The organism is Mucilaginibacter boryungensis, assembly GCF_015221995.1.
Classification (GTDB): Bacteria; Bacteroidota; Bacteroidia; order Sphingobacteriales; family Sphingobacteriaceae; genus Mucilaginibacter; species Mucilaginibacter boryungensis.
Genome location: NZ_JADFFM010000002.1, coordinates 1037873 through 1063784, shown reverse-complemented (window position 1 = coordinate 1063784; position 25912 = coordinate 1037873). Strand labels below are relative to the sequence as shown.

General features: G+C 44.6%; 20 protein-coding genes. 9 read left to right on the top strand and 11 right to left on the bottom strand.

Features of this window, described 5'->3' with window-relative positions:
• Window positions 1-3: 3 nt before the first annotated feature.
• Both IRJ18_RS17595 and IRJ18_RS17590 read right to left on the bottom strand, forming a co-directional pair.
• Window positions 4-378: a DoxX family protein gene (locus IRJ18_RS17595; protein ID WP_194107607.1), complete on the bottom strand. Its 375-nt coding sequence runs from the start codon at window positions 376-378 to the stop codon at window positions 4-6.
• A 63-nt stretch (window positions 379-441) separates the two neighbouring features.
• Window positions 442-1833 carry an MATE family efflux transporter gene (locus IRJ18_RS17590; RefSeq protein ID WP_194107606.1) on the bottom strand — a complete coding sequence of 464 codons (1392 nt, stop codon included), beginning with the start codon at window positions 1831-1833 and terminating at the stop codon, window positions 442-444.
• 275 nt (window positions 1834-2108) lie between these two features.
• Between IRJ18_RS17590 and IRJ18_RS17585 the strand changes: the two genes are divergently transcribed.
• From IRJ18_RS17585 to hflX, 3 genes are all read left to right on the top strand, one after another.
• Window positions 2109-2549, top strand: a complete 441-nt coding sequence (locus tag IRJ18_RS17585; protein ID WP_194107605.1) for an energy transducer TonB — start codon at window positions 2109-2111, stop codon at window positions 2547-2549.
• 164 nt (window positions 2550-2713) lie between these two features.
• The gene (locus IRJ18_RS17580; protein ID WP_194107604.1) at window positions 2714-3490 is read left to right on the top strand and encodes an energy transducer TonB; all 777 of its coding nucleotides are present in this window, start codon (window positions 2714-2716) and stop codon (window positions 3488-3490) included.
• A gap of 92 nt (window positions 3491-3582) precedes the next feature.
• A complete protein-coding gene (gene hflX / locus IRJ18_RS17575; protein WP_194107603.1) occupies window positions 3583-4767 on the top strand; it encodes a GTPase HflX in 1185 nt (394 codons plus the stop codon).
• Window positions 4768-4820: 53 nt separating this feature from the next.
• On the opposite strand, the gene lnt is transcribed toward hflX, so the two are convergent.
• Window positions 4821-6449 (bottom strand): apolipoprotein N-acyltransferase, encoded by a 1629-nt coding sequence (gene lnt / locus IRJ18_RS17570; protein ID WP_194107602.1) that lies wholly within the window; start codon window positions 6447-6449, stop codon window positions 4821-4823.
• A gap of 207 nt (window positions 6450-6656) precedes the next feature.
• Here lnt and IRJ18_RS17565 point away from each other — a divergent pair, with 207 nt between their 5' ends.
• Window positions 6657-8024, top strand: a complete 1368-nt coding sequence (locus IRJ18_RS17565) for a DNA/RNA non-specific endonuclease (protein WP_194107601.1) — start codon at window positions 6657-6659, stop codon at window positions 8022-8024.
• A gap of 281 nt (window positions 8025-8305) precedes the next feature.
• Here the strand turns inward: IRJ18_RS17565 and IRJ18_RS17560 are convergent, their stop codons facing one another.
• The 5 genes from IRJ18_RS17560 to mutL form a co-directional block, all read right to left on the bottom strand.
• Window positions 8306-9490: a DUF5009 domain-containing protein gene (locus IRJ18_RS17560; RefSeq protein ID WP_194107600.1), complete on the bottom strand. Its 1185-nt coding sequence runs from the start codon at window positions 9488-9490 to the stop codon at window positions 8306-8308.
• 135 nt (window positions 9491-9625) lie between these two features.
• On the bottom strand, window positions 9626-10738 hold the full coding sequence (locus tag IRJ18_RS17555) for an endonuclease/exonuclease/phosphatase family protein (protein WP_194107599.1): 1113 nt from the start codon (window positions 10736-10738) through the stop codon (window positions 9626-9628).
• Window positions 10738-11595: a rhomboid family protein gene (locus IRJ18_RS17550; RefSeq protein ID WP_194107598.1), complete on the bottom strand. Its 858-nt coding sequence runs from the start codon at window positions 11593-11595 to the stop codon at window positions 10738-10740. The genes IRJ18_RS17555 and IRJ18_RS17550 overlap by 1 nt, the downstream gene beginning before the upstream one ends.
• Before the next feature lie 30 nt (window positions 11596-11625).
• Complete coding sequence (locus tag IRJ18_RS17545; RefSeq protein WP_194107597.1) at window positions 11626-12330, bottom strand: rhomboid family intramembrane serine protease; 705 nt, start codon at window positions 12328-12330, stop codon at window positions 11626-11628.
• 60 nt (window positions 12331-12390) lie between these two features.
• Window positions 12391-14256 carry a DNA mismatch repair endonuclease MutL gene (gene mutL, locus IRJ18_RS17540; RefSeq protein ID WP_194107596.1) on the bottom strand — a complete coding sequence of 622 codons (1866 nt, stop codon included), beginning with the start codon at window positions 14254-14256 and terminating at the stop codon, window positions 12391-12393.
• A 128-nt stretch (window positions 14257-14384) separates the two neighbouring features.
• Between mutL and IRJ18_RS17535 the strand changes: the two genes are divergently transcribed.
• Both IRJ18_RS17535 and IRJ18_RS17530 read left to right on the top strand, forming a co-directional pair.
• Window positions 14385-16019 carry an amidohydrolase gene (locus tag IRJ18_RS17535; RefSeq protein ID WP_194107595.1) on the top strand — a complete coding sequence of 545 codons (1635 nt, stop codon included), beginning with the start codon at window positions 14385-14387 and terminating at the stop codon, window positions 16017-16019.
• Complete coding sequence (locus tag IRJ18_RS17530) at window positions 16006-17820, top strand: serine hydrolase domain-containing protein (protein ID WP_194107594.1); 1815 nt, start codon at window positions 16006-16008, stop codon at window positions 17818-17820. The genes IRJ18_RS17535 and IRJ18_RS17530 overlap by 14 nt, the downstream gene beginning before the upstream one ends.
• Window positions 17821-17858: 38 nt before the next feature.
• On the opposite strand, the gene IRJ18_RS17525 is transcribed toward IRJ18_RS17530, so the two are convergent.
• Together IRJ18_RS17525 and IRJ18_RS17520 are read right to left on the bottom strand one after the other, a co-directional pair.
• On the bottom strand, window positions 17859-20141 hold the full coding sequence (locus tag IRJ18_RS17525; RefSeq protein WP_194107593.1) for a Tex family protein: 2283 nt from the start codon (window positions 20139-20141) through the stop codon (window positions 17859-17861).
• A 164-nt stretch (window positions 20142-20305) separates the two neighbouring features.
• Complete coding sequence (locus tag IRJ18_RS17520; RefSeq protein ID WP_194107592.1) at window positions 20306-22522, bottom strand: transferrin receptor-like dimerization domain-containing protein; 2217 nt, start codon at window positions 22520-22522, stop codon at window positions 20306-20308.
• 114 nt (window positions 22523-22636) lie between these two features.
• On the opposite strand from IRJ18_RS17520, the gene IRJ18_RS17515 reads away from it, so the two are divergent.
• The 3 genes from IRJ18_RS17515 (at window position 22637) to IRJ18_RS17505 (ending at window position 25193) form a co-directional block, all read left to right on the top strand.
• On the top strand, window positions 22637-23785 hold the full coding sequence (locus tag IRJ18_RS17515) for an NAD(P)/FAD-dependent oxidoreductase (RefSeq protein ID WP_194107591.1): 1149 nt from the start codon (window positions 22637-22639) through the stop codon (window positions 23783-23785).
• Between the two features lie 44 nt (window positions 23786-23829).
• On the top strand, window positions 23830-24408 hold the full coding sequence (locus tag IRJ18_RS17510; protein ID WP_194107590.1) for an AAA family ATPase: 579 nt from the start codon (window positions 23830-23832) through the stop codon (window positions 24406-24408).
• A 65-nt stretch (window positions 24409-24473) separates the two neighbouring features.
• Complete coding sequence (locus IRJ18_RS17505; protein WP_194107589.1) at window positions 24474-25193, top strand: 2-phosphosulfolactate phosphatase; 720 nt, start codon at window positions 24474-24476, stop codon at window positions 25191-25193.
• 340 nt (window positions 25194-25533) lie between these two features.
• On the opposite strand, the gene IRJ18_RS17500 is transcribed toward IRJ18_RS17505, so the two are convergent.
• Complete coding sequence (locus IRJ18_RS17500; protein ID WP_194107588.1) at window positions 25534-25896, bottom strand: response regulator; 363 nt, start codon at window positions 25894-25896, stop codon at window positions 25534-25536.
• Between the last annotated feature and the right edge of the window lie 16 nt (window positions 25897-25912).

Here is a 25912-nt window from a genome sequence, read left to right as displayed (position 1 = left end):
TTGTTATCTGATCATCGGCAGATACTTTGCCCAGTTTTCTATTATTACCCATATAAGTATTACAAATAGAACAAGTGCCATTATTAAGCCTGAAGATAAAGAGATAGCCGTTAGCACTATCCCTATCATAACCGGGAAAATAATAATAGCTCCCAAAGCCCTGTAGCGGGGGATAATGACCAGTATGCCGCCTACAATTTCAGCAATGCCTATCAGTGGCATCAACCATTTAATCTGCATAAGTGCACCAAACATGGCCATGGCGCTTTTCGGCATATCTTTTGGAACAGGCATGTAATTAAAAAACTTGTTCAAGCCTGCATTAATAAACATTAGCCCGAATAACAGGCACACAATAAATAGGATTTTCGTTTTCATTTTGTTTTTGATTTAAGGTGATTTTTATTTTAAGGTAAGAAATTTTTGAGTGAAAAGACAATATTACAACTGTACCTTTTTCCACTTTCCTTTTTTGAAGTAATACCAGGATACTAAAGCGATAAGCGCCTCGGCTACAGGAATTGCGATAATGGCGCCGACAGAATTCATATGTAAACCCTTAGCCAAAAGATAGGCTAACGGCACCTGAAAAAGCCAGAAGCAAACAAAGTTTATCCAGGTGGGCGTCTTTGTATCCCCGGCCCCGTTGAGTGCCTGGCTCATTACCATGGCTATCGCATAAAAAATAAATCCCGAACCAATGATTTGAAGAGCGGTGCCTGCATAATTTAAAACAACTTGTTCGGTAGTAAATACGCGAACTATCGAGCGGGAAAAGAACAGGAACAGCAACATTACAAAACTCATCAGTATGGCATTATACTTAGCCGTAAGCATAACACTTTGCTCTGCCCGGTCAATGCGTTTAGCGCCCAGGTTTTGTCCTACCAATGTTGCTGCTGCATTGCTTAACCCCCAGCACGGTAAAATAAAGAAAACGAAATTCCGGAAAGCGATCTGGTAGCCTGCAGAGGCTGCTGTTCCGCCGGTTTCCGCTACTAAGCGCGTTAAAATGATCCAGCTGCCACTTGCAATAATAAACTGCAGCGTTGCCGGCCATGCAATGGAAATAATCGTTTTCATAACATGGGGGTCCCACCTGAAATTGGCCTTATGAAACTTTAGGATGCCACTGCCTTTAAAAAGGTGATATACCTGAAAGATGACGCCGCAGCTTCTTCCGATAACGGTTGCCGTAGCAGCGCCTTTTAAGCCGAAAAAGTGAATAAAAACTGGGCAAAGAATAATGTTAAGGATGCTGGCAATCCATAAGCTTTTCATCGCCATGGCAGCATCGCCCGCACCCCGGAAAATTCCGTTGATGAGGAACAACAGCATAATAACAAGGCTGCTGCCCAGCATTATCCTGGTGAAAATTGCACCATCCCGCACTACTTCTCCGCTTGCGCCCATTAAGGCTAAAATTTGCGGTGCAAAGAAAATTCCACTAAGGCTAAGTATAACAGTGGCAATTAAACAGCTTATTAGCGCCTGGGCACCGGCATGAGCAGCATCTGCAGGGTTTTTCTCGCCAATTCTTCGTGCTACAATTGCTGTTGCGGCTGTACTTAAGCCGATGGCGATAGAGTAAACAATAGTAATCACAGACTCGGTTAAGCCTACCGTGGCAATGGCGTTTTGCCCCAGTTTACTTACAAAAAACATATCCACTACCGCGAACACGCTTTCTAAGCTTAATTCCAGGATCATTGGAATAGCAAGCAGGAATATTGCTTTCGGGATGCTGCCTTGTGTATAATCCTGTTGTTGGCCATTTAGTGATAGCTTAATAGCGCCCCATATTTTCGACCGTATTGTTTGTAGCGTTGTCATAAATTAAAGTTTAACTTAATAGTTAATCCTGTGCATTGTTATTTACAACACAAAGATGCAGCGCTTTTTAAGTTTTAATGTTGTGCGAAAGCGACAGTCTCAGGGGTATATCGCGACAAAATCCCTGTAGGTATTTGTTGCTGATATTAAGCTAAGTACTAATTATTAAAGCTGATAAAATTTATTTAAAAAAACTTGTATTGTTAAAACTAATGTTTTAGGTTTACGTTAACTAATTTATTAGTTTATTCAATTAACCAACTATTAACGCATTTATGAATTCATCGCCAAAAAATATAGTTAGCCGTTTCGGCTTTATTTTGTGGTTATTCACCGCATTACTTTTAACGACCGCTTATACCAAAGCACAAACTAAAAAAGGCAGCAATGCCCTTTTCATTACTGTTGAAGAGCAGGCCCAATTTCCCGGCGGGTTTCCTAAATTCACAGAATACCTGTCACACAACTTACATTACCCGGCCCAGGCAAAAGCCGCTAACATTCAGGGAAGGGTGTTTTTAACATTTGTGGTTGAAAAAGATGGCCGCTTAACCAATATCAAAGTACTAAGGGGGATAGGGCATGGCTGCGATGAAGAAGCCATGAGAGTAGTTAAAGCCTCGCCGAAATGGAAGCCCGGCCGGCAGAACAACAAGGCCGTTCGCACGCAATATACGCTGCCAATTAGCTTTACATTAACTAAAAATAATATATAAACACGCTTCACAACCTAAACTTTACCAGCTATGTCCCGCCTCCCCATAAAGGGAACAGGTAGGGTGTAGCAGCCGCTTTACCGGGATGGTAAGGCGGCTATTTTTTATGTTGATGTTTATATGTAAATATGTTAGCTTGGTGCCCAACTTAAATTTAAAACACAATGAACCTTACCCCTTTTAAAACCAGTAAAACAAATCAATTTTTAAAGTCCCTACTTACCGTTATCCTATTCGTTGCCCTGGCAGTTGCAAAAGCAAATGCCCAGGATGATAAAGTATATACCAAAGTTGATGTTATGGCTATGTTTCCAGGTGGCTTAACTAAGCTTATTGAATATCTAAAATCAAACATGGTATACCCTGCCAAAGCCAAAGAAGACAATGTACATGGAGTAGTATTTCTAACATTTGTAGTTGAAAAAGATGGCAGTTTAGACAACATCCAGTTATTACGTGGTATTGGCAGCGGTTGCGACGAGGAAGCCATACGGGTGATAAAAGCTTCGCCAAAGTGGAAACCTGCTACCGTAAACGATCAGGTGGTACGCTCGCAGTTTACCGTCCCTGTAAGTTTTCATTTGCCAGGTGCCCCTATCCAGCATGTACCAAATGCTGATGGAGTATACACTGCTGTTGAACAGCAGGCCAGTTTTCCCGGTGGCCTTCAGGAGTTTGGGAACTATTTAGCTCAATCTATCCGTTACCCCGACGATGCCCGTAAAAATAATATCCAGGGAAAAGTTTTTTTAACTTTTGTAGTTGAAAAAGATGGCAGCTTAACCAATATCAAAGTACTACGCGGCATTGGCGGCGGATGCGATGAGGAGGCCGTGCGTGTTATGGAAGCCAGCCCTAAATGGCAGCCCGGCATGCAAGGCGAGCAGGCCGTGCGGTCACAATTTACCGTGCCTATCAGCTTTTCGCTAACTAAAAAATAATTGTTGTACTTACACGCTTTATCCCTTCCCGGCCCTGGCATTAAACTTTTGTCCTGTTTTAACGTTAACTTTGTAGCTGAGAATAATATTTAATGAGACAAAAATTTTATGATACTGCTGTGAAGCAGGAGAAAGTAATACTGGTGGGGATTATAACCCCGGGCGAAAGCGAAGAGCAAACGCGCGAGTACCTGGAAGAGCTGGAGTTTTTAGTGATGACCGCCGGTGGGTTAACTGTTAAAAGCTTTACCCAACGCATGCAAAAACCCGATAGGGCTACCTTTGTACATTCGGGTAAACTGGAAGAGATACGTGATTATGTAAAATCGGAAGAGATTGATATTGTTGTTTTTGATGATGAGCTGTCCCCATCGCAACTGCGTAATATTGAAAGGGAGCTACAGGTAAAGATACTTGACCGCAGCAACCTGATACTGGACATTTTTGCCAACCGCGCACAAACCGCGCAGGCCAAAACACAGGTTGAACTGGCCCAGTTGCAATACTTATTACCACGCTTAACCCGCCTTTGGACGCACTTAGAGCGGCAAAAAGGTGGTATTGGTATGCGTGGTCCCGGCGAGTCGCAAATTGAGACGGACAGGCGTTTGATATTGAACAAAATATCGCTGCTGAAAGAGAAACTAAAACAAATTGATAAGCAGAACGAAACGCAGCGCAAAAACCGCAACCAGTTAATTCGTGTGGCTTTGGTGGGTTATACTAACGTAGGCAAATCAACCATTATGAATATGATCTCCAAATCGGAGGTGTTTGCCGAGAACAAACTATTTGCTACGCTGGATACTACTGTGCGTAAAGTAGTGATAGATAACCTGCCTTTCCTGTTGTCGGATACGGTTGGGTTCATCCGCAAACTGCCCCACCATTTGGTAGAGTGTTTTAAATCGACCCTGGATGAAGTGCGCGAAGCCGATATTTTAGTGCATGTAGTAGATGTATCGCACCCAAATTTTGAAGACCAGATACGTACCGTTAACGAAACACTGAAAGACCTGGGCGCCATTGATAAACCCATGATCACCGTGTTTAATAAGATAGATGCTTACCAGCCCGTACCAACGCATGCAGAAGACCCTGCACCGCCGTTAAGTCTGGAAGAATTTGAGCAAAGCTGGATGAATAAAAATAACAGCCCGGCTATATTTATCTCGGCCTTGAAAAAAGAAAATGTGGATGAATTTAGAAAACTGCTGTACGATAAGGTAGTGGCCTTGCATACGGCACGCTATCCATACGATCAGTTGCTGTATTGATGTTACGGACATACAAGCTTTACGACTTCGTAAAGCTTGTATCTTTTCAAAGCTTATTCCTTTACAGCGCGTGCCGTGCGCTTTATTCTTATCATCACAAAAGCCATTATTAATACCGCCAGTAAACTGGCAAACCTGGCTATATAATCGCCATAGCGCACATAAAAGGTAATATCGCTGTTTAAATTGATGTTCTGTTTCAGGGCAGTGCGCACCCACCATTGGGTATGCTGCACCACATCGCCACGCTGATTAATAAATGCTGAAATACCAGTGTTGGCCGACCGGCATACCCAGCGGCGTGTTTCAATGGCGCGCAATTTAGCATAATCCAGGTGCTGGTCTTTACCGGCTGTATTGCCCCACCAGCCATCGTTGGTAATAATGGCAATAAACTGCGCCCCCCGGCGTACCGAACTGGCCACGTATTCGCCCCAGATAGATTCGTAACAGATCACCGGATCGGCCCCGATACCGCTTTGCGAATAGAAGACGGATGAACTATCCTGCCCACCATACCCGCCGGTACTACCCCCCAAATGTTCAAATACTGGTTTTAGAAACGATAATATATTACCAAAAGGCAATATTTCAGCCCCGGGTACCAACTTCGATTTATGGTATATCTGCACTTCAGCTGAATTCTCTATGGCTACAGCCGAATTAAAATGATCATAAAACCCACTGCCGTCGCTGAATGCATTGGCTGTTTTGGTGGCGCGGTTAGGATACGTTTTATAGCCCTCTAACCCGGTAATTACATTGCCGTTTTTATATTTATTTAAAAACTGCTGCACCTGGTAAAAGTATTTGCTTTCGCGGATGCGGTTTTCATCTACCTGTTCGGCAATGGCAGTTTCAGGCCAGATGAAAAACTCGGTATTAGTCTGTGCCAGCGAATCGGAAAGGTGGGTTAATATGCCTATTTGTGCAGTGGTCGGGTAACTGCCTTCTTTAGCGTAGGGATCAATATTAGGCTGGGCAACTACAATGTTTGATGGATTGGTTTGTTCCTGGTAAGCATAATAGCGATATAGCGAAAATGTCAATGGCAATACCAGCGTTAATGTTGCAGCGGCAATTAGTTTTAACCTTAATGTCTTGTTTTGCGCTTCACGCAGGCCAACATATACCAGGAAAATAAAAATATTAATCAGCCATACCCAAACAGTGCCGCCGTATACACCGGTATATTCATACCATTGCACCCATTGGTGGGTGGTAGTGGCAAAGCCGTTCCCTAAGGTCATCCACGGGAAGTTTAACGCCCAGTTTTGATGCAGGTACTCGTAGCCTATCCATAAACAAACCAGGCCGCCAAGCGCCCACCCACGCGTAGTAAGCAACCGCAGCCTGAAATAGAACCAGCAGGCAGCTGCCATTAACAAAGGCCCCAATGCATAAGGTATCAGGGATACCGGGATAGCCGCTATTTCGCCAATATCTTTTAGCGCATTATAAACCCAGTAAATGCTCAGGAAATTCCAAACCAAAAAGCCCAGGAAAGTTACGCGGAATATCTTCCTGCCTTTTTTTTCTCCAGAGGTATTGATAATGTTTTCCATGGCTATCAGCATGGGCACAAAACCAACAAAAAGCAAAAAAGTAGTGTATGGGGTAGGCGGCCAGGCTATCCAAAGCAACAGGCCAGATAATAAAGCTAAAAGGATATTTTTTTTCATGAAATACGGCGCTGTACAATAACGTAAAAAGCAAGCGTGAAGATATTAAAACTTAATTATCGTTTATCATCTCACGCTTTTTTTGCATTCAGCATCGATTATGGTGGGTTTTTATAAGGAAAACATTCGGCAGTATTATTTCGTAATAGTAAATGTAACTTAACTTAACACTGCTATTGTTTATTTGAAAACTAAAAAACACATCTTATGAGATTAAAAAAACTTTACCTGGCAATGCTGGCGGCCATGATATTGGCTTCCTGTTCTAAAGATGCGCTGATCGACAGGCAACCCGTGGCAACAAAACCATCGGCAACCGATGCAAAGCTACAGACGAACACCATCACCCAAACCTTCGCTGAAACTTTTGAATCGGGTACAAAAACGGCCTATGCCGTTGGTAATGTAACCCTTTCATCGGGCACCTGGACCCTCGACGATGCTTTAATAGGCAATAGCACATCGGATGTTAAGAATGGTTCGCAATCGGTACGTATCCGCAATACGGGTAAGTTATCCATGGGTTTCAATGTTACTACCGGCGCTTCCACGGTTACCATTAAACATGCTGTATTTGGCAGCGATGGCAGCTCGGCCTGGCAATTATGGGTTTCAAGCAATAGCGGCAGCACTTATACCCAGGTAGGGTCTACCATAACTACCAGCAGCAGTACTTTAAGCACTGCAACTTTTACTGTTAACCTGGCGGGTACGCTGCGTTTCGAGGTGCGCAAAACATCGGGCGGCACCAATCGCATCAATATCGACGATTTTACGGTTAACAGTTATGATAACGGCACTGGCGGCGGTGGTACTGCTACCGATAATTCTAACTTGTTATTGGGCAACCCAAGCGGTGCTACCAATAGCATAGTCTTTCCAGCTAATTACCTGATGGACCAAACCTATTTTGTAGAATCGTATAACCGCGACCAGGGCAAGCCAAACTGGGTAAGCTGGTACCTGGGCAGCTCTTCCTTAGGGTCAACAGCACGCCAGGATGATTTCCGGGCCGATACCAGCCTGCCATCGGGTTGGTATGAAGTTGGCGCGACCAGCTATTCAGGTTCGGGTTTTGATAGGGGGCATAACTGCCCATCGGCCGACAGGACCAGCACCGTAGCTGCTAACCAGGCTACCTTCCTGATGACTAACATGATGCCCCAGGCACCAAACAATAACCAGCAAACCTGGGCTAATTTAGAAAATTACGAACGCACCCTGGTAAGCGCCGGTGATGAGCTTTATGTAGTAGCCGGATCGTACGGCGTTGGCGGCACGGGCAGTAACGGTGGTACTACCAACACTATTGATAACGGCCATATTACTGTTCCGGCCCGTACATGGAAAGTAATTGTAGTTTTAACAAATGGCAATAACGACTTAAGCCGTATTACTAACAGCACACGCGTAATTGCCGTTGATATGCCAAACATTAATTCAATAAATACAAACTGGACCACCTATATCACCACAGTTGATGCCATTGAATCGGCCACGGGTTATGATATCATGTCTAACGTATCAAGCAGTATACAATCGGTTATTGAAGCACGCCGCGATGCGGGCAACTAACAAATAAACTGACTTACAACAACATAAAAGCAGGCACAAATACACATGCCTGCTTTTATGTTGTTTTCACCTTTAAAAGAATTGAAAATAGCAGTAATATTTATGATTTTGAAACTGATGGTGGTGATTATTATAACATCACAACTGAAGCATTACCGGTGTTGTAGAGCATGCGCTATTACAATTGCCAACTAATTGTAAAATCTGCAAACAGCATCTGATTTTGATCAAATAAACGAACCGATATTAATGCAAAAATAACTCAGCTTACTAAGCCGTAATCATATCTTCAACCTCACCTTCACTTTATCCAGCACTCCCGCAATCCATATCATAGCCAGCGAGAATACCACGCATTTTATAAGGCCGCCTGTGCCCTGGCTCAGGTATTCGGGATAACCAAGGTTGCTCATTTCATATAGCGGATAAAACAAAAATGGCACCAGGTAACAGGTAAAGGTATTGGTGCCGGCTGGTTCAATAAACTTAAACCAATTGTATTTATGTTTAAAATCGACAATATAAATAAATATGGCATAGGCTATTAAACTAATTCCCGTACAGATGAGTACCCACGATGGTGTATCCCTGACTTTGGAAATGCCGCCGCTAAAATAGCGCACAATAAAGCCCAGGTTAAATAATATCAATGCCATTAATACCAAGCCTACTACCAGCATGCGGCGTTCCTGCGCGTGTACCAGGCGCATATAAAGTACCGCTACAAAAATCCCCGCCATGGTAAATGCCTGTATAGAACCATTGCCGGATAACCATATATAAGGGTAAAAAAACTCAAGGAATTTAAACCACCCAAAATGGATATCGATATTCAGCAGCATAAAGAAAACCCAAAAGGCCGCCTGTATCCATAAATACCCTTTACTCAGGTAATAAATAAGCGAGCAGGTAAGATATGCCCAGCCTATCAATCCCAAAATGCCCCACCAGGTAAAATGCAACCATTGGTGACCTGGATTGTTAGTTTTATATATCAGGGCCATGCCTGCCACAAGTGTTATACCTATACCTTGCAACACATAATGTTTCAGTTTACTGGTAATAGCATCATAATCTAAAAACAAAAAGAAGAAGCCAAAGGTAACCAGGCTTTCCCACACAGGTTTCGGCAACAAGGCTGTAACTTCATCATAAGTTTCCATATTGGCATGGAAGAACCCGATAAAAATTAATGCTAATGACCGGCGGATAATACGGTACATTATTTTACTATCGCCTTTTTGGATACGCTTATGGAAAGCAAAGGGGATAGACAGGCCCACAATAAACAGGAAGGCGGGAAAAATAGTATCGGCAAGGCCAAGGCCGTCGGCGTTGTCGCTCACGTGTTTTATCCAGGGCGGTACGCCGGGGATGTCTTCGATATCATTAACGAAGATCATCAGGAACATGGTAACTGCGCGAAAGGCGTCGATAGAGCGGATGCGGCTAAAATCTAAATTCATCAAGCTGTAGAATGCAGTTTTTGTGAAAATGTTTTCTTAACCAAACGATAATTAAATTGCTTACGTATTAAAGGCAGCGCATATAATGTAAAATATTTATGGCATTGTGCCCTGCCAGCTATGGGAAAAGGATAATTATTTTAGCCGCAGGTCGCTGTAAACCGGGTAATGATCTGAAAGTTTTTTGCGGATAACGCCATAGGTAAGCACATCAAACTGTGGAGATACCATTATGTAGTCTATCTGGTAATTGGGAAAATCGCCATTATAGGTGCGCCCCAACCCCGAACCTTTTTCGCGAAAAGTGTTTTTTAACCCCTTGCTCATTTCATTAACCGCGTAGGATGAGGGGGTATCGTTAAAATCGCCCATTACAAAGTAAGGATAAGGGCAGGTTGCCATATGCTGCTTTATTTTAGCTACCTGTTCGCTTCTGCGTAAAAAGGCCCGTTTTAGTTTGCTGCCTATACGGCGCGAACTTTCCATATCTGTTTTGCCTTTTTTTGAAACATCTTTTAAATACTTATAATCCTCGGGCTCAAAGCTGATAGATTGTAAATGGACAACATAGGCCCTGAATAGCTTGCCGTTCTTATTAACGTCGATATATATACATTGATTAAGATTCTGCTTTTCATTTAACCAAACTATTCCATTAGCTACAATCGGGAGCTTTGAAAAAACGGCCATACCTAAGCTTTCACTGCTACTAACCTGAAATGGCGAATAAAAAAGGCTGTTAGTTTTTAATATGCCTTTTATAGAATCAACCATAGCATATTGTCCGGCTTTGCGGGTATAAAACTCTTCGAAGCCAATAATGTCAGGCTGTTCATGTGTTATTATCTCCAGTATTTCGTGCTTGGTAGATATGTCATTTTTAGCACCATATTTTTTAAAATCGTGCACATTATAATTCATTACCCGCAGCATGGTGCTATCACGATGGTCGATAGTTTTGATTGGCAGCCTGAACCCAATATTGCCGTTTAATGCTTTCCAGCCTATCAGGATAGATACCAGCGATACCAGCGCCCATTTTTTATTCCTGAAAAGCCAGTAGACAATAAATAACAAATTAACCAACAACACAGGCGGGTATGCCAGGCCAAAAAAAGCGATGATCCATACGGTGCGGGGATCAGTAACCGGCGCCAGGTAGCCAATAAGCAAAGTGGTAGCTGCGGCATAGTTAAGCCATAAAATCAGTCTGTCAAAAAGGGTGAGCCTGCTTTTGTTAACTATCATTATTTATTGCTTGCGCGGAATAAAGTTTCTTTTTCTTGTTTGCTTAAACTATCGTATCCACTTTGCGATATTTTATCCAGTATCCGGTCAATCTCATCTTGCTGCGGCGCCGATCTTTTACTATCAGTTGCGCCGCCCACTATTACTTTTTTTGATTTTGCAGTAAATAATTTATCAATAGGCTTATTCCAATCGTTACCGCGTTTTAATTGTTTTATGTAGATGAAGCCAATTAATGCCCCGCCCAGGTGGGCCAGTTCGCCGCCGGCGTTCGGCCCAACAGTTCCTAACAGATCAATCAACACGTAAAATAATGCCAGCCACTTTAATTTTACAGGGCCTAAGAACATCAGGAATATGGTATAATCGGGCAGTAAAGTTGCTGTTGCCACCACAATAGCCATTACACTTGCCGATGCCCCCACCACAGTCACGTTGTTCACATCTGCGCCGGCAAACAGAGGCAATAAATTTAAACCTGCAACAAAAAATATCGCGCCGGCCAACCCGCCTAAAAAGTACAAAGTTACGGTGCGCTTATTACCAAGGTATTCTTCAAGTATTTGGCCCATCCAGTAAAGCCACAGCATATTAAACAGTACATGCATTACGCTGGCATGCATAAACATGTAAGTTATTGGTGTCCAAAAACGGGTAGACAGGGCTTTCAGGCCTGCGGGCATCTGCAAGTATTCGTAGGCAAAAGTTGATATATGATTACTGCGGAAAAACCACTGCTCGAAGACCCCGGGAATGTTTATTAATAAAAATATAATGATATTAATACCAATAAGCAGCCCAAGTTTACTGCCACTGTGCAGCATTTTATAACGTATATCTTTCCAAAGGGTACTCATATAATAATGATATAAAGATAACCCAACAATTTAATAAAAGTTGTTGCGGGAACGGTATCCCCACAACTTTATGACGATAAATCCAACAAGGGCGCCCCCTAAATGTGCAAAATGGGCTACAGAATCGCCTTGTGCCTGTCTCAGTCCGCCGTATAATTCAAATAAAACGTATACAGGCACCAGGTATTTAATTTTTACCGGGATAGGGATAAAGTATATATATACCTCTACATCGGGGTAAAGCAAAAAGATAGCTATCAGTAACCCAAATACAGCACCCGAGGCGCCAAGGATAGGTGCAAAATATATCTCTTGCAAGTGCCGCATTTGCTGCTCATTTATAGGCTGGTAGGTATTTGTATCAATAAAAAACTGCCCTGTTAACTGGTGCACTTCAAACGCCTGTACAGCGTATTGCAAGGCTAACGCGCCTATCCCGGTAATAAAATAATAGGTTAAAAACCGTTTAGGGCCAAAGGTGTATTCCAGCAGGGGACCAATCATAATTAATCCTAACATATTTGAAAAAATATGGAAGAACCCACTATGCATAAACATGTATGATATGATTTGCCATAGCCTGAAAAAAGGTGAACCCGGGTAAAAAGCAGAAAGCAGTTGTACTAAGTTAATACCCATCGTATCCAGGGCAAACGTGGCCACAAAAAAAATCACATTAATAATCAGCAGGTTTTTTACAACCGGCGTTATATTGGTAAAGGGGTTTTGTATCATATATATCGTATGCTTCTTTTGAAGCGATTAAATATCAAAAAGCTTGTCATTGCGAGGCTCTTATTTTTCAAATCGTTCCAATAGTTCATTTAATGTAAAAGTGCTTATTACAGGTTTCCCGTTCAGTGCCATGTTGGGCATCTGGCAGGCAAACAGCTGGTCTATCAACACGTTCATCTCCTCTAACGATAAACTGGTGCCTGCTTTAATGGCCGCGTTGCGGGCCAGCGCCCGGGCCAGGTTATCGCGCTTATCTAACTTTAAAATAGCCATGTTGTTTTTAAAACCCTCCAGCAAATGCTCTAATAAAGCATGCTCGCTGGTATTGTTTAAATCGGCGGGTACGCCATCAACCACTACACTATTTGGGCCAAACTCACGGATATCAAAACCCAGTGCGCGGATATCCGGCAGCAATTCCTTCAGTAACTCAAAATCGCTGCTGTTCAGGGTCACCGTTTGCGGGAACAGGCTTTGCTGGCTTACGCCCGAGTGATTTTCCAACTGATGTAAAAAACGCTCGTACAACACCCGCTCATGTGCGGCCTGCTGACTGATAAGCATAAAGCCCGACTTAATTTGTGATAGGATGAACCGGTTATGGATCTGGAACAGCTGACGTTCGCTGGTTTTATTTACCACTTGATCTTCAACCGTTATCTGCTCGGTATCTACTTCAAGCGTATGCTGGGTATTGGTTTCTTTTTTACTGATCTCGTACAGGGTATCCCAATTAGCCGGGATGCTGCTTTTTTGATAGCTGCCGCTGCCACCACTATAACTTGGCGCAGGCGTGATAGTCCCCTTGGTTTCCTTTATAAACGGGTTAAAGTCGGGGTTAAAGCTGATGCTTGGTTGTACAATATCCTCTAAGGGCACGGGGGTTATCATGTGCTGGATGTTGTTGTCTATCTCAAAATCCAAACTTGGCGTAATGTTATATTTACCCAAAGCCCGTTTTACTGCCGAGCGGATGATGGCGTAGATAGCTTTATCATCCTGGTACTTTATTTCGGTTTTGGTAGGGTGCACGTTAATATCAATCCGCGATGGGTCGATATCAATAAACAGTACATAAAGCGGGTAGCTTTCGTCGGGCAGCAGTTCCTCAAAAGCGGTCAGCACGGCATGGTTCAGGTAAGCATCCTTAATAAAACGGTTGTTTACAAAAAAGAATTGTTCGCCGCGGGTACGGCGTGCAAACTCGGGCTTGCCTACATAACCATGCAGTTTAATAATAGATGTATCTTCTTCAACCGGTACCAAACGCTGGTTATAATTATTTCCCAACAGGTGGATGATCCGCTGTTTTAACGGCGCCGCCGGCAGGTGATAAACTTCCTGCCCATCGTGGTGCATAGTAAAAAATACATTGGGGTTAGCCAGTGCCACACGCTGAAACTCATCAATTATGTGGCGTGTTTCTACCGGGTTGCCTTTTAAAAAGTTACGGCGCGCAGGGGTATTATAAAACAGGTTTTTTATGCTGATAGATGTCCCCGCATCGCACGAACAGGGTTCTTGTTTTATCACTTCCGACCCTTCTATCAGGATGCTTGTACCCAACTCGTCATCGTGGCGGCGGGTTTTAAGTTCTACCTGTGCAATAGCCGCAATAGATGCCATGGCCTCGCCCCGGAAACCCATGGTACGGATGCTGAACAGATCGTCAGCCTTACGTATTTTAGAAGTAGCATGCCGTTCAAAGCACATGCGGGCATCGGTAATACTCATGCCGCAGCCGTTATCTATTACCTGTATCAATGCCTTGCCGGCATCTTTTAGTATCAATTGTATCTTATCAGCCCCGGCATCAATGGCGTTCTCTATCAATTCCTTCACTGCCGATGCCGGCCGCTGCACAACTTCGCCGGCCGCTATCTGGTTAGCAACTGCATCCGGTAAAAGCTGTATAATATCACTCATGTAAAAATTTCCCTTCAATTTCGTATTCGATGCTAAATTAAATATTTGAACCCATAACTTTACAGTTAGTTAATTGTATATAGCATTACAATTATTATTACATACATCTTTGTGCCACATCTGTATCTATGAGAAAACTTCTGCCACTATTGCTGGTTGCCGTCATAACGTCGTGCCAGCAAAAAGAATACAATGCCGACCTGCTGGTGAAAAACGGCCTTGTTTACACCGTTAATTCACAGTTTGCTACAGTCGATGCGTTTGTTGTTAAAGGGGGTAAGATTTTAGCCATAGGCAAGGCTGATAGTTTAGAGAAGATATATTACGCCAAAAATGTGGTTGATGCCGGGGGCAAGCCTGTTTACCCCGGGTTTATTGACGCCCATACGCATTTTTACCATTATGGCCTGGGCCTGCAGGAGGCCAATTTGGTAGGCACTACCAGTTGGAATGCCATTATTGATACTGTGCTGCAATATGCCCGTAAAAATGCAGACGGCTGGCTGGTAGGCCGCGGTTGGGACCAAAACCACTGGCCCAACAAAAAATTCCCTGATAAAAGTAAGCTGGATTCCCTGTTCCCCGTTCGCCCGGTAATTTTGCAGCGGATAGACGGCCATGCCGCTATTGCCAACCAGGCAGCATTAAATATTGCAGGCATTAAACCCGGGCAAACTATTGCAGGCGGCGAAATTGAAACAATTAACGGCAAGCTGACCGGCATGCTGGTTGATAATGCGGTGGATATAGTCACCCGTAAAATACCGGTACCTACAGATCAGTTAACGCAGGATGCCTTTTTAGATGCCCAACGTAATTGCTTTGCGGTAGGTTTAACTACGGTTGATGATTGCGGGCTGGATTATCCTATGGTGAATACCATAGCCCAGCTACAGCATAAGGGCTTGCTTAAAATGCGCATGTACGTAATGTTGTCCGACCGGCCCGAAAACCTGGACTATCTTTTTAAACGAGGCGTTTTTAAAACCCCTGGTTTAAATGTACGTGCTATTAAAGTTTATGCCGATGGGGCATTAGGATCGCGCGGGGCTTGCCTTTTGGAAGATTACACCGACCAGCCAAAATGGAAAGGCTTTTTATTAAGTCCGCAGAAACATTTTGATGAAGTAGCACAAAAAATTGCCGACAAGGGCTTCCAGATGTGTACCCATGCTATTGGCGACTCGGCCAACCGTATGGTGTTGAAACTGTATGCCAAAATGCTTAAAGGTCATAACGACCGCCGCTGGCGTGTTGAACACGCGCAAATTGTTGCTGACGACGATGTACATTATTTTAAGGATTACAACATTATCCCATCAGTACAACCAACACATGCTACATCGGACATGACCTGGGCGGCGTTGCGCCTTGGCCCGAAGCGTATAAAAACCGCTTATGCTTATAAAACGCTGCTGGACGAGAATGGCTGGATAGCCTTGGGCACCGACTTCCCGGTTGAAAATATTAACCCTATGTATACTTTTTATGCCGCAGTTGTGCGTAAAGACCTGAACGGGTTACCCGCGAATGGTTTCCAGGTAAGTAATGCCTTATCGCGCGTTGAAACACTAAAAGGCATGACTATTTGGGCGGCCAAAGCCAATTTTGAGGAAAAGGAGAAAGGCAGTATCGAGGCTGGCAAATTTGCCGATTTTGTAATAATGGATAAGGATATAATGAAAATTAATGGCGCCGAAATACCAAAAGTAAAGGTGCTGAGTACGTATGTTAATGGAGAAAAAGTATATGAGAAAAAATAAATGGGGAATGCTCCCCATCGTAGGATCGATGCTGGTAATGTTCAATTTTGCCTGTGCGCAAACGCATCAGCAAAATTTAAGATATGTTAAAGACGAACAGCAGGTAGCCAATACAACGGTGCTGTTAAACAACCGGCAAAGCCTTATACCCCTGCAAAATCTTGACCAGGCTAAAGTGGCCAGCGTACATTTTCTGTATCGTTTTGCAGCGCCGTTTGATAGCTTGCTAAATAAATATACTGTGGTAGCCTCGTTTGATGGTAATGAATACATGGGCGAAAAAACTATTTATAACCTATCGGATGATATGAAAATGTATAACACCATTATTGTGGAGTTAACAGAAACCGACTTAACCAATATTCAGGTAATAAATTTTATTACGGCAACCCAAAGAATAAAAAATGTGATTGTTGTAATGTTTGGTAACGATTCGGGGTTAAAATATCTGACATCGGTTACAGGGCCAATTATCTGGTCGGAAAAAGTGACCCCGGTATCTGCCGCTTTTTGCGCGCAGGGTATTTTTGGTGGTGTTGCTTTTACTCAAAAACTTAACCGCACCGCAATCAAACTGTTTCCTGTTGGCAGCGGTTATATTACCACCAAAACCCGTTTACAGTATACCGTGCCCGAAGATGCGGGTGTAAATGCCGAGAACCTTACCGGGATTGATAAAATTGCTTCGGAAGCCCTTCGCGAACACGCTACACCGGGTTGTGTAGTGCTGGTAGCCAAAGACGGTAAAGTGATCTTTAATAAAGCTTACGGCTATCATACTTATGATAATACGATGCCCGATAAGCTAAATGATATCTTCGACCTGGCATCGGTAACTAAAGTATCGGCTACCACTATGGAAGCTATGCGTTTGTACGACCAGGGGAAACTGGGGCTCGATTCAACAATTAGCAGCTATATTGCCACTGCCCGCAACAGTGATAAAAACGATATTAAAGTGCGCGAACTGCTGACCCACCAGGCGGGCCTGGTGCCCGATGTGGCTACATGGGAAAAATTGGCCCCGGCAGATATGAGCGCCGATTCATCAGCTATATTCCCCACCAAAATTGCCGATCGTGTTTACCTGCGTAAAGACTACTTCAAAAACGTAACCTGGCCGCGTATATTGGCATCACCGTTAAAAACGCGCGGCAAGTATGTTTATAGCGATGTAAGCATGTATATTATGAAAGAGATTGAGGAAACCATTACGGCTACGCCGCTTAATGTTTATACCCAGCATAACTTTTATAAACCGCTGGGTATGCAAACTGCCGGTTTTTTACCGCTGAACCGTTTTCCAAAAGACCGCATTATCCCCACAGAATACGATGCCACCTTTCGTAAACAGTTGCTGATAGGCTACGTGCACGATCAGGGCGCGGGTATGATGGGCGGGGTGTCCGGCCATGCCGGGCTTTTTGCCAGCGCTAACGATCTGGCCATCCTGTATCAGATGATACTGAACAAAGGTACCTACGGCGGCACCCAATACTTCAAACCCGAGACGGTTGACCTGTTCACCGCGCAGCAATCGCCGGTTAGCCGCCGCGGTTTAGGGTTCGACCGTTGGGATCCTGAAGTGAGCAAAAAATATCCGTCGGAACTTGCCTCGCCGCAAACGTTTGGCCATACCGGCTACACCGGCACCTGCTTTTGGGTAGACCCGAAATATAACATGGTATACATCTTCCTGTCAAACAGGGTAAACCCTAAAGACCAAAATAAGTTAGGCAGTTTGCAAATACGCGGCCGCATACAGGATGTAGCGATAAGCGCTATACAAAAGGGGATGTAATCCCCTCGCAGTATCTTAAAGAGAGGTAAGTTTAAGCACTACTTAAACTTACCTCTTAATGCCGCCAGCTTTATTGCCATATCGGTTTCCTCGTTTTGCTTAGGTTTTTGCTGATGCTGCGGGCGGTTATAATTTTGCTGGTTAGGCCTTCTTTCATCCGGTTTGCGTTCAGCTGGTTTTCTTTCCTGCTTTGGCTCGTTATCTTTCATGGATAGCGATATCCGTTTGCGGTTTGCATCCACTTCAACTACAGTTACCTGCACGCGCTGGGCAACTTTCAATACTTCGTTAGGGTCTTTAATAAAGCGGTTGGTAATTTGGCTAAGGTGCACTAAGCCATCCTGGTGAACGCCGATATCTACAAAAGCGCCAAAATTGGTAATATTGGTTACTATCCCCGGTAGTTTCATGCCGGCTTTCAGATCGCTTATCGCATTTACACCCTCGGTAAAGCTGAAAGTTTCAAACTGCTCGCGCGGATCGCGGCCAGGTTTGGCCAGTTCGGCCATAATATCGTTTAACGTTGGTAAGCCAACGGTATCAGTCATATATTTTTGCAACGGGATGCTTTTACGCAAGGCTGCGTCGGACATTAAATTAGCCACGGTGCAGCCTTTATCTTTAGCCATTTGTTCCACCAAAGCATAACGCTCGGGGTGTACAGCACTGGCCTCTAATGGGTCGGCGGTATTGCGGATGCGCAGGAAACCCGCCGCTTGTTCAAAAGCTTTATCGCCCAGGCGTGGTACTTTCTTTAGTTGGTCGCGACGTTTAAAGGCGCCGTTCTCGTTACGGTAAGTCACAATGTTTTGCGCCAGCTGCGGACCAAGGCCCGATACATAAGCCAATATTTCTTTAGATGCAGTGTTTAATTCTACACCCACGGCGTTCACACAGCTAATTACGGTATCATCCAGCGATGTTTGTAGTTTGGCCTGGTCAACATCGTGCTGGTACTGACCAACACCAATTGATTTCGGGTCTATTTTCACCAGTTCGGCCAGCGGATCCATCAAACGGCGACCTATAGACACAGCGCCCCTCACGGTTACATCCTTATCCGGAAACTCCTCGCGGGCAACTTCAGATGCGGAATAAATAGACGCCCCGCTTTCGTTCACCATTACAATGGTAACACCAGGGATATTCAGGTTACGTATAAAGGTTTCCGTTTCGCGGCCGGCAGTACCGTTGCCAATGGCAATGGCTTCAATTTTATATTTATCAACCAAAAACAGAATGGTTTTTTCGGCTTCTTTAGCCTGACCGGCCCCGGTATGCGGAAAAATAGCGGTGTATTCTTCCAGCTTGCCCTGTTCATCCAGGCAAACTACCTTACAGCCGGTACGAAAGCCGGGGTCTATCGCCATTACCCGTTTTTGGCCCAGCGGCGCGGCCAGTAAAAGCTGACGGGCATTTTCGGCAAACACGCGGATAGCTTCCTCGTCGGCAGCCTTCTTGGTCATTAAACGCACTTCAGTTTCCATGGATGGTTTTAGCAGTCGCTTATAGCCATCGGCAATGGCCAGGCGCACCTGGTCGCTTGATGAATTATTGCCCTTTACAAACTCCCTATCCAGCAAAGCTACGGCTTCATCTTCGGGTGGTTGCAGATCAAGGTATAGTATCTCCTCTTTCTCACCCCGGCGCATAGCCAGCACCCGGTGCGATGGCGCTGTTTTCACGGGCTCGGTCCAGTCGAAGTAATCTTTATATTTAATACCGCTCTCTTCCTTGCCGGGTATAACTTTTGATTGAAAAGTGCCTTTCTCAATAAACAAACTACGCATTTGCGTGCGCACTTCGGCGTTCTCGCTAATGGTTTCCGCAATAATATCACGGGCTCCGGCCAAAGCTTCTTCGGTAGAATTTACGCCTTTTTCAGCATCTATATATTTATCAGCCTCGGCTTCCAGGTCAATACGGGTTTGGCTTAGTATCAGATCAGCCAGCGGCTGCAGGCCTTTTTCGCGGGCTTTGGTGGCCCGGGTTTGGCGCTTAGGGCGGTAGGGCAGATAAATATCTTCCAGCAGTACCATGGTTTCTGCCTCATTAATCTGCTTCTCCAGTTCAGGTGTAAGCTTACCCATTTCCGTCAGCGATTTCAGGATGGCTTCGCGGCGTTTATCCAGATCGCGCAGTTGCTGCACACGGTCGCGTATAGCTGCCACCTGCACTTCATCCAAACTGCCGGTCAATTCCTTACGGTAACGGCTGATGAAGGGTACGGTAGCGCCTTCATCTAACAGGGCAATGGTGGCGTTTACCTGTTTATCGGTAATAGAAAGTTCGGTAGCTATTTTATGGTGATGGGCTATCATAAGTTTATTTTACGATTGCGAAAGTAGAATTTAAGCCTGGAAAATTTGATTAGAAAGCACACAAAGATTTTTCCACAAACTGATATGATGACTGCCTTCAGCAATCAATCGGGGGTGTTTAGACGGGCCGAAAGGCCCGTCTGTAGTTTTATAAGTACTGCAGGTTACATCCCAGTTTTATCCAAATACTCCGCCAATTGTGTAATGTATTTAGCTACCACCCCAATTTGCTGCTGTGCCTCAACCCAGTTGCGTTGCTCGATAGCCTCGCGTACGCCGGGGATGGTTTTTACACCATAGCCGGTATAAAAGCCCGGCGCGTAGATGGTGTGCTTATACCAATCGCGGCGGGGCAGGCCTTCGGTTGATAACAGTTGCTGCTCGGCCTGGTAAAGTAGTTTGTTCAGCTTATCGTGGTCGGCATTGGTTTGCGCGGCGCTGGCCCAGGTAGTTGATAACTTTTCAGTGCTTGTTTTAAGCGCGGCTAAGGCATTTGTTAAGGGTTTAAAATCTAAAGCAGGCACTTCGGGTTTCGCAACAGGCAGCGCCATTTTTTTAGTGGGATCTGCAGCCAGCGCATAGGCGTTGTTTTTTATCAGCATGTTATCTGCCGCAGTGCTTTCACGCATTTGGTTTACCAGTTCGTTTAATTCGCCCGCATACTTATTAATAGTACTGTATAAACTTTGAAAATCAAACGGAAGTACATCGGCGTTAGCCATGCGCAAGGTAGCCCTACCGGTTACTGAAGCCAGGGTGGCATCGTATATAAAACCGGGATCTTTAAAGCGGGTGTAATCATCATAACTATCATAAATAGAATGATATTCGCCGCCGCCATCCTCACCGCCAAAACCGAAGTTTAAAGATGGTATGCCCAAGTGCTGAAAGAATGGTGAATAATCCGACCCTGAACCCAGTGCCCCGATATGCTCGGCTTTTCTATCCAGTATTTCTTTTTTAGCCTTTACAGATGAGGTATTCACCGCTTCGCGGCCTTTGTTGCGTTCAAACAACGTCACTTTAGTTTCAGGATCGATTACATCCTGCGATATTTCGTTCACATAAGTTTCCAGCGCGTGCGAACCGCTGGCGCCAAAAAATCCGCGGCCGGTATCGTCGGTATTAATATATACCACCGCTTTTTGCTGCAGTTCTTTGGCGTGGTCTTCCACATATTCGGTCGAGCCCATCAGGCCGGGTTCTTCACCATCCCACGAGCAGAATACGATACTGCGTTTAGGTTTCCAGCCGGTCTTCAGCATTTCGCCCAGCACCCGGGCTTCATCCAACATAATAGATTGCCCGCTGATAGGATCGCTGGCGCCGTTTACCCAGGCATCGTGATGGTTGCCACGCATTACCCATTCATCGGGGTACTTGCTGCCTTTTATCATGGCTATCACATCATAAGCCGGTACTTGTTTCCAATCAAACTCCAGTTTTAAATGTACCGTTGCTTTGCCCGGCCCCACGTGGTAGGTAATGGGCAGGCTGCCCCGCCAATCATCCGGCGCAACCGGGCCGTCAAGGGCGGCCAGCAAAGGCTGGGCATCGTGATAGCTGATTGGCAGGACCGGTATTTTCAATATCGTGGTCGCGTCCTTCCGGTCTAAGCGTTTGGCATCTTTAGTTGAACCTACACCGGGCGTAAGTGGGTCGCCGGGATAGATCACCATATCCATTACCGAGCCGCGCTGCACACCATACTCATTTTTATAAGGACCTTTAGGGTATACATCGCCCTGGGAATAACCGTCATCCTTGGGGTCGGAATAAATAATGCAGCCGATAGCGCCATGTTCATAAGCCACTTTAGGTTTAATCCCCCGCCACGAGCGGCCATATTTGGCTATCACAATTTTACCTTTCACATCTACGCCCATTTTCTCCAGGCGATCGTAATCATCGGGCAAACCGTAGTTTACAAACACCAGCGCGCCGGTAACATCGCCATCGGCGCTCCAGGCGTTATAGGTAGGCAACTGCCCTGCCTGACCTGAGGTAGCGTCCTCTTTTAAAGCGGGTTCTTTTAGTATAGCAGTATATTTGGTGGGCGATGTTAATTCCAGCACACGCGTTTTTGGTGTTGGGAAAAGTACGGTATAAGTTTCAATATGTGCATCCAGTCCGTAGCTTTTGTATTTGGCCAAAATGGCATCGGCCACCGCCTTACCACCCGGCGAACCGATATGGTGCGGGTAAGCTGATAACTGTTTATCGTTTTCGCCGATGCGTTTAGCGCTAATGGCTTTATCAAATTGCTGTTCTAATTGTACTTCTTTTGCAGCATTGGCGGCGGTAAAGCCAGAGATAGTTTTTTGCTGGGCATACAGGTTTGCCGAAAACGCGCATAATGCGAGGGTAAAGATCTTCTTCATATAAAATCAGTTGATGGGTGAAGATAGGCATTTACTTTAAGTTTGCAGGGTACGGTTTGCAGTTTGCGATGGCTAAAAGGTATTTAATATATTTGCTTTGGCTACTGCAAACTGATGACAAACAATTTCTCCTACTGGGAACAAACCGCATTTACGGGCAAGGCCGATGTTATCATCATCGGTAGTGGACTGGTAGGCCTCAGCGCGGCGCTGACTATTAAAAAGCAGCAACCCAATTTAAGTGTACTGGTGTTGGAGCGTGGCTTTTTACCCAGCGGCGCCAGTACTAAAAACGCGGGGTTCGCCTGTTTCGGAACAGCATCGGAACAGTTGGAGTTTATCCGCAGGTCGACGCCTGAGGAAACGGTGAAGCTGGTGGATTATAAATGGCGCGGCCTGCAACGCCTGCGCCAGAATTTAGGTGATGAAAATATCCGTTACCACCAGCACGGCGGTTACGAATTATTTATGGCTGATGAGGCTGACCATGCCGAAAAATGCATAGCGCAGTTAGCTTATCTGAATGATTTATTAAGCCCTGTTATCGGCCAAAAAAATATTTATGCTGTAGCAAATGATCAAATAAACGCCTTTGGCTTTAAAGGCGTAGGATATATGATCTATAACCCTTTTGAGGGACAGATCCACACCGGGCACATGATGCGCACCCTACTGCACAAGGTTTACCAAACCGATACCATAGTGCTGAACAACTGCGAGGTGACTGATATGGTGAATGAGGATACCGGCATCAGCATTAAAACCACACAGGGTAACTTTAAAGCAGGTAAAGTAATATTAGCTACAAATGCATTTGCCCGGCAACTGTATCCTGAATTGCAGGTAACCCCTGGGCGTGGGCAGGTACTGGTGACCAAACATATCCCTAATTTGAAACTAAAAGGGACTTATCATTTTAACCAGGGCTACTATTATTTCCGTAATATTGATGACCGCATACTTTTTGGCGGTGGCCGCAACATTGATTTCAACGCCGAGGCGACCTGGGATTTCGGGCAAACCGAAGCGGTGAAACGACAACTGGTAAAATATCTGCAGGAAATGATCATCCCTGATACGCCTGTTGAAGTTGATTATTGGTGGAGCGGCATTATGGGTTTTGGCGAGGATATATCGCCGATAATTAAAGAAGTTAAACCCGGCATATTTTGCGCGGTACGCTGCAATGGCATGGGCGTTGCTATGGGCAGTTTAGTGGGGGAAGAAGTGGCGGTTTTGAGTTTGAGCCCCCCAGCCCCCTAAAGGGGGAGTGTAATGTGCAAATATGCAGATATGAAAATATGCAAATGAGTAAAAAAATACAAACTCCCCCTTTAGGGGGCCGGGGGGCTAATGGGTTTGGGGTGATCAAAATAGCCATAGTCGGCCCCGAATCAACGGGGAAATCAACCATGTCGGCTTATTTGGCCGAACATTACCAAACGGTTTGGGTACCCGAATTTGCGCGGGATTATTGCGCGGCCCTGACCGCACCGCCGACGATTGAAGATGAGGTAGCCATGTTTCGCGGGCAGATGGCTTTGGAGCAGAAGATACAACAAAAGGCAAATAGACTGCTTATCTGCGATACCACATTCATTACTGTAAAAATATGGAGCGATGCCTTTTTTGGTTATACGCCGCAGGTGGTATTAGATGAATTGCCCAAACATCCCTACGATCTTTACCTGCTGCTGGATATTAACCTGCCCTGGCAGGACGACCCCCTGCGCGATTTCCCTAACCAACGCGAGCATTTTATGGAAGTTTGGCATAAAGAGTTGCAGGCGCTGAATGCTAAATATGTTGTGATATCGGGTATAGGGCAGGACAGGTATGATAATGCAGTTGCGGCTATAGACAGGTTTTTGGCAGCACGTCAATAATTATTAAAAAAGTCCCGCCATCTGCTTTATTACTTTATTTTTGCCGCCAATAATAAATACTTATAGTGGATAAGAAATTAGAAGTTTGCCTTACACCTGCATTGATACACCTATATAATGTAGAGGAGTATGTGGTGGTAATTATTGATATTTTCAGGGCTACATCATCTATATGTTATGGCATTGAGAATGGCGCCGAAGCCATTATACCAGTAGCCGAGGTAGAAGAATGCCTTGCTTATAAAGAAAAGCACCCGGAGTATTTATTAGCAGCCGAACGTAACGGAGAAGTGGTAAAAGGGTTTGATTTTGGCAACTCGCCATTCTCCTATACTACCGAAAAAGTAGCCGGAAAATCGGTAGTACTTACTACAACTAACGGTACCCAGGCATTGTATCTGTCGCGCAAGGCAAAGCAAATTGTTATCGGTTCTTTTTTAAACCTTACTGCGGTGTGCAGCTGGCTAAAAACAACCGGGGAAAATATTTTGCTGGTGTGTGCAGGCTGGAAATACAATTTTAATTTGGAAGATACACTATTTGCCGGCGCGGTAATAGAACAATTAAAGGACGGGGCTTACCAGCTTGATGACCCGGCCATTGCTGCTAACGACCTTTATCAGTTAGGCAAACATGATATTAAGCAGTACCTGAAAAAAACATCACACAGCGAACGATTGAAGCAATTGGGTATAGAGGAAGATATTGCATTTTGTTTAAACGTGGATACTACAACGGCAATCCCGGTTTTACAGGATAACCGCCTTATCAGGCTGATATTTTAATCGCCATTTTTAACAACTTCTAATTTGTTAACTTTCGGTATATTGTTTTTTATATCTCCGTATACATATGTTTTTTTATCGCAGTAACTGCATTTATACCGCCTGATAGGCAGCCAAAATAAAAATGTTTTTACCCAAAACGCCCGGGGCGTTCGGTAATCAAGAAACCCTTTACTGCATTTAGGACATTTCCTTTTGGCATTAGCCTGTTCCATAACTGTTATAACTAATCAATAAAATAAATTCAGTAGAACTTACTCAATAGTTAAATATAGCACATAACTACTTGATTTACTTACTTATACCCGTGGACAAAATGGGGACTTATTTCTAAAGTAGGCTAAAGGGCGGAAGCTATCGCATCAATTAAAACCCTGCTGCATAATGGTTTAGGCATAAATACCAGCGGGTCGGTTTTTAAAGCTTCATCAATAACCAGCTGATCTATTACTGATGATTGGAATACGAAAGGGATCTTCAAATATTTGTTGATATAATTGGCCAGGTCAACACCCGTTTTCTCACCCTCAAGCATAATATCTGTAATGATCAGATCGGCACCGGCATGCTGAAGCCCCCTCACGGCACCATCGAATGATGTGGCCGTACCGCAGACATGATGACCGATATATTGCACGGTTTGCTTTAAAACCCGGGCAATAAGGGGCTCGTCTTCTACAATGAAAATATTTAGCTTCGGCATAATAATGGCTAATGTA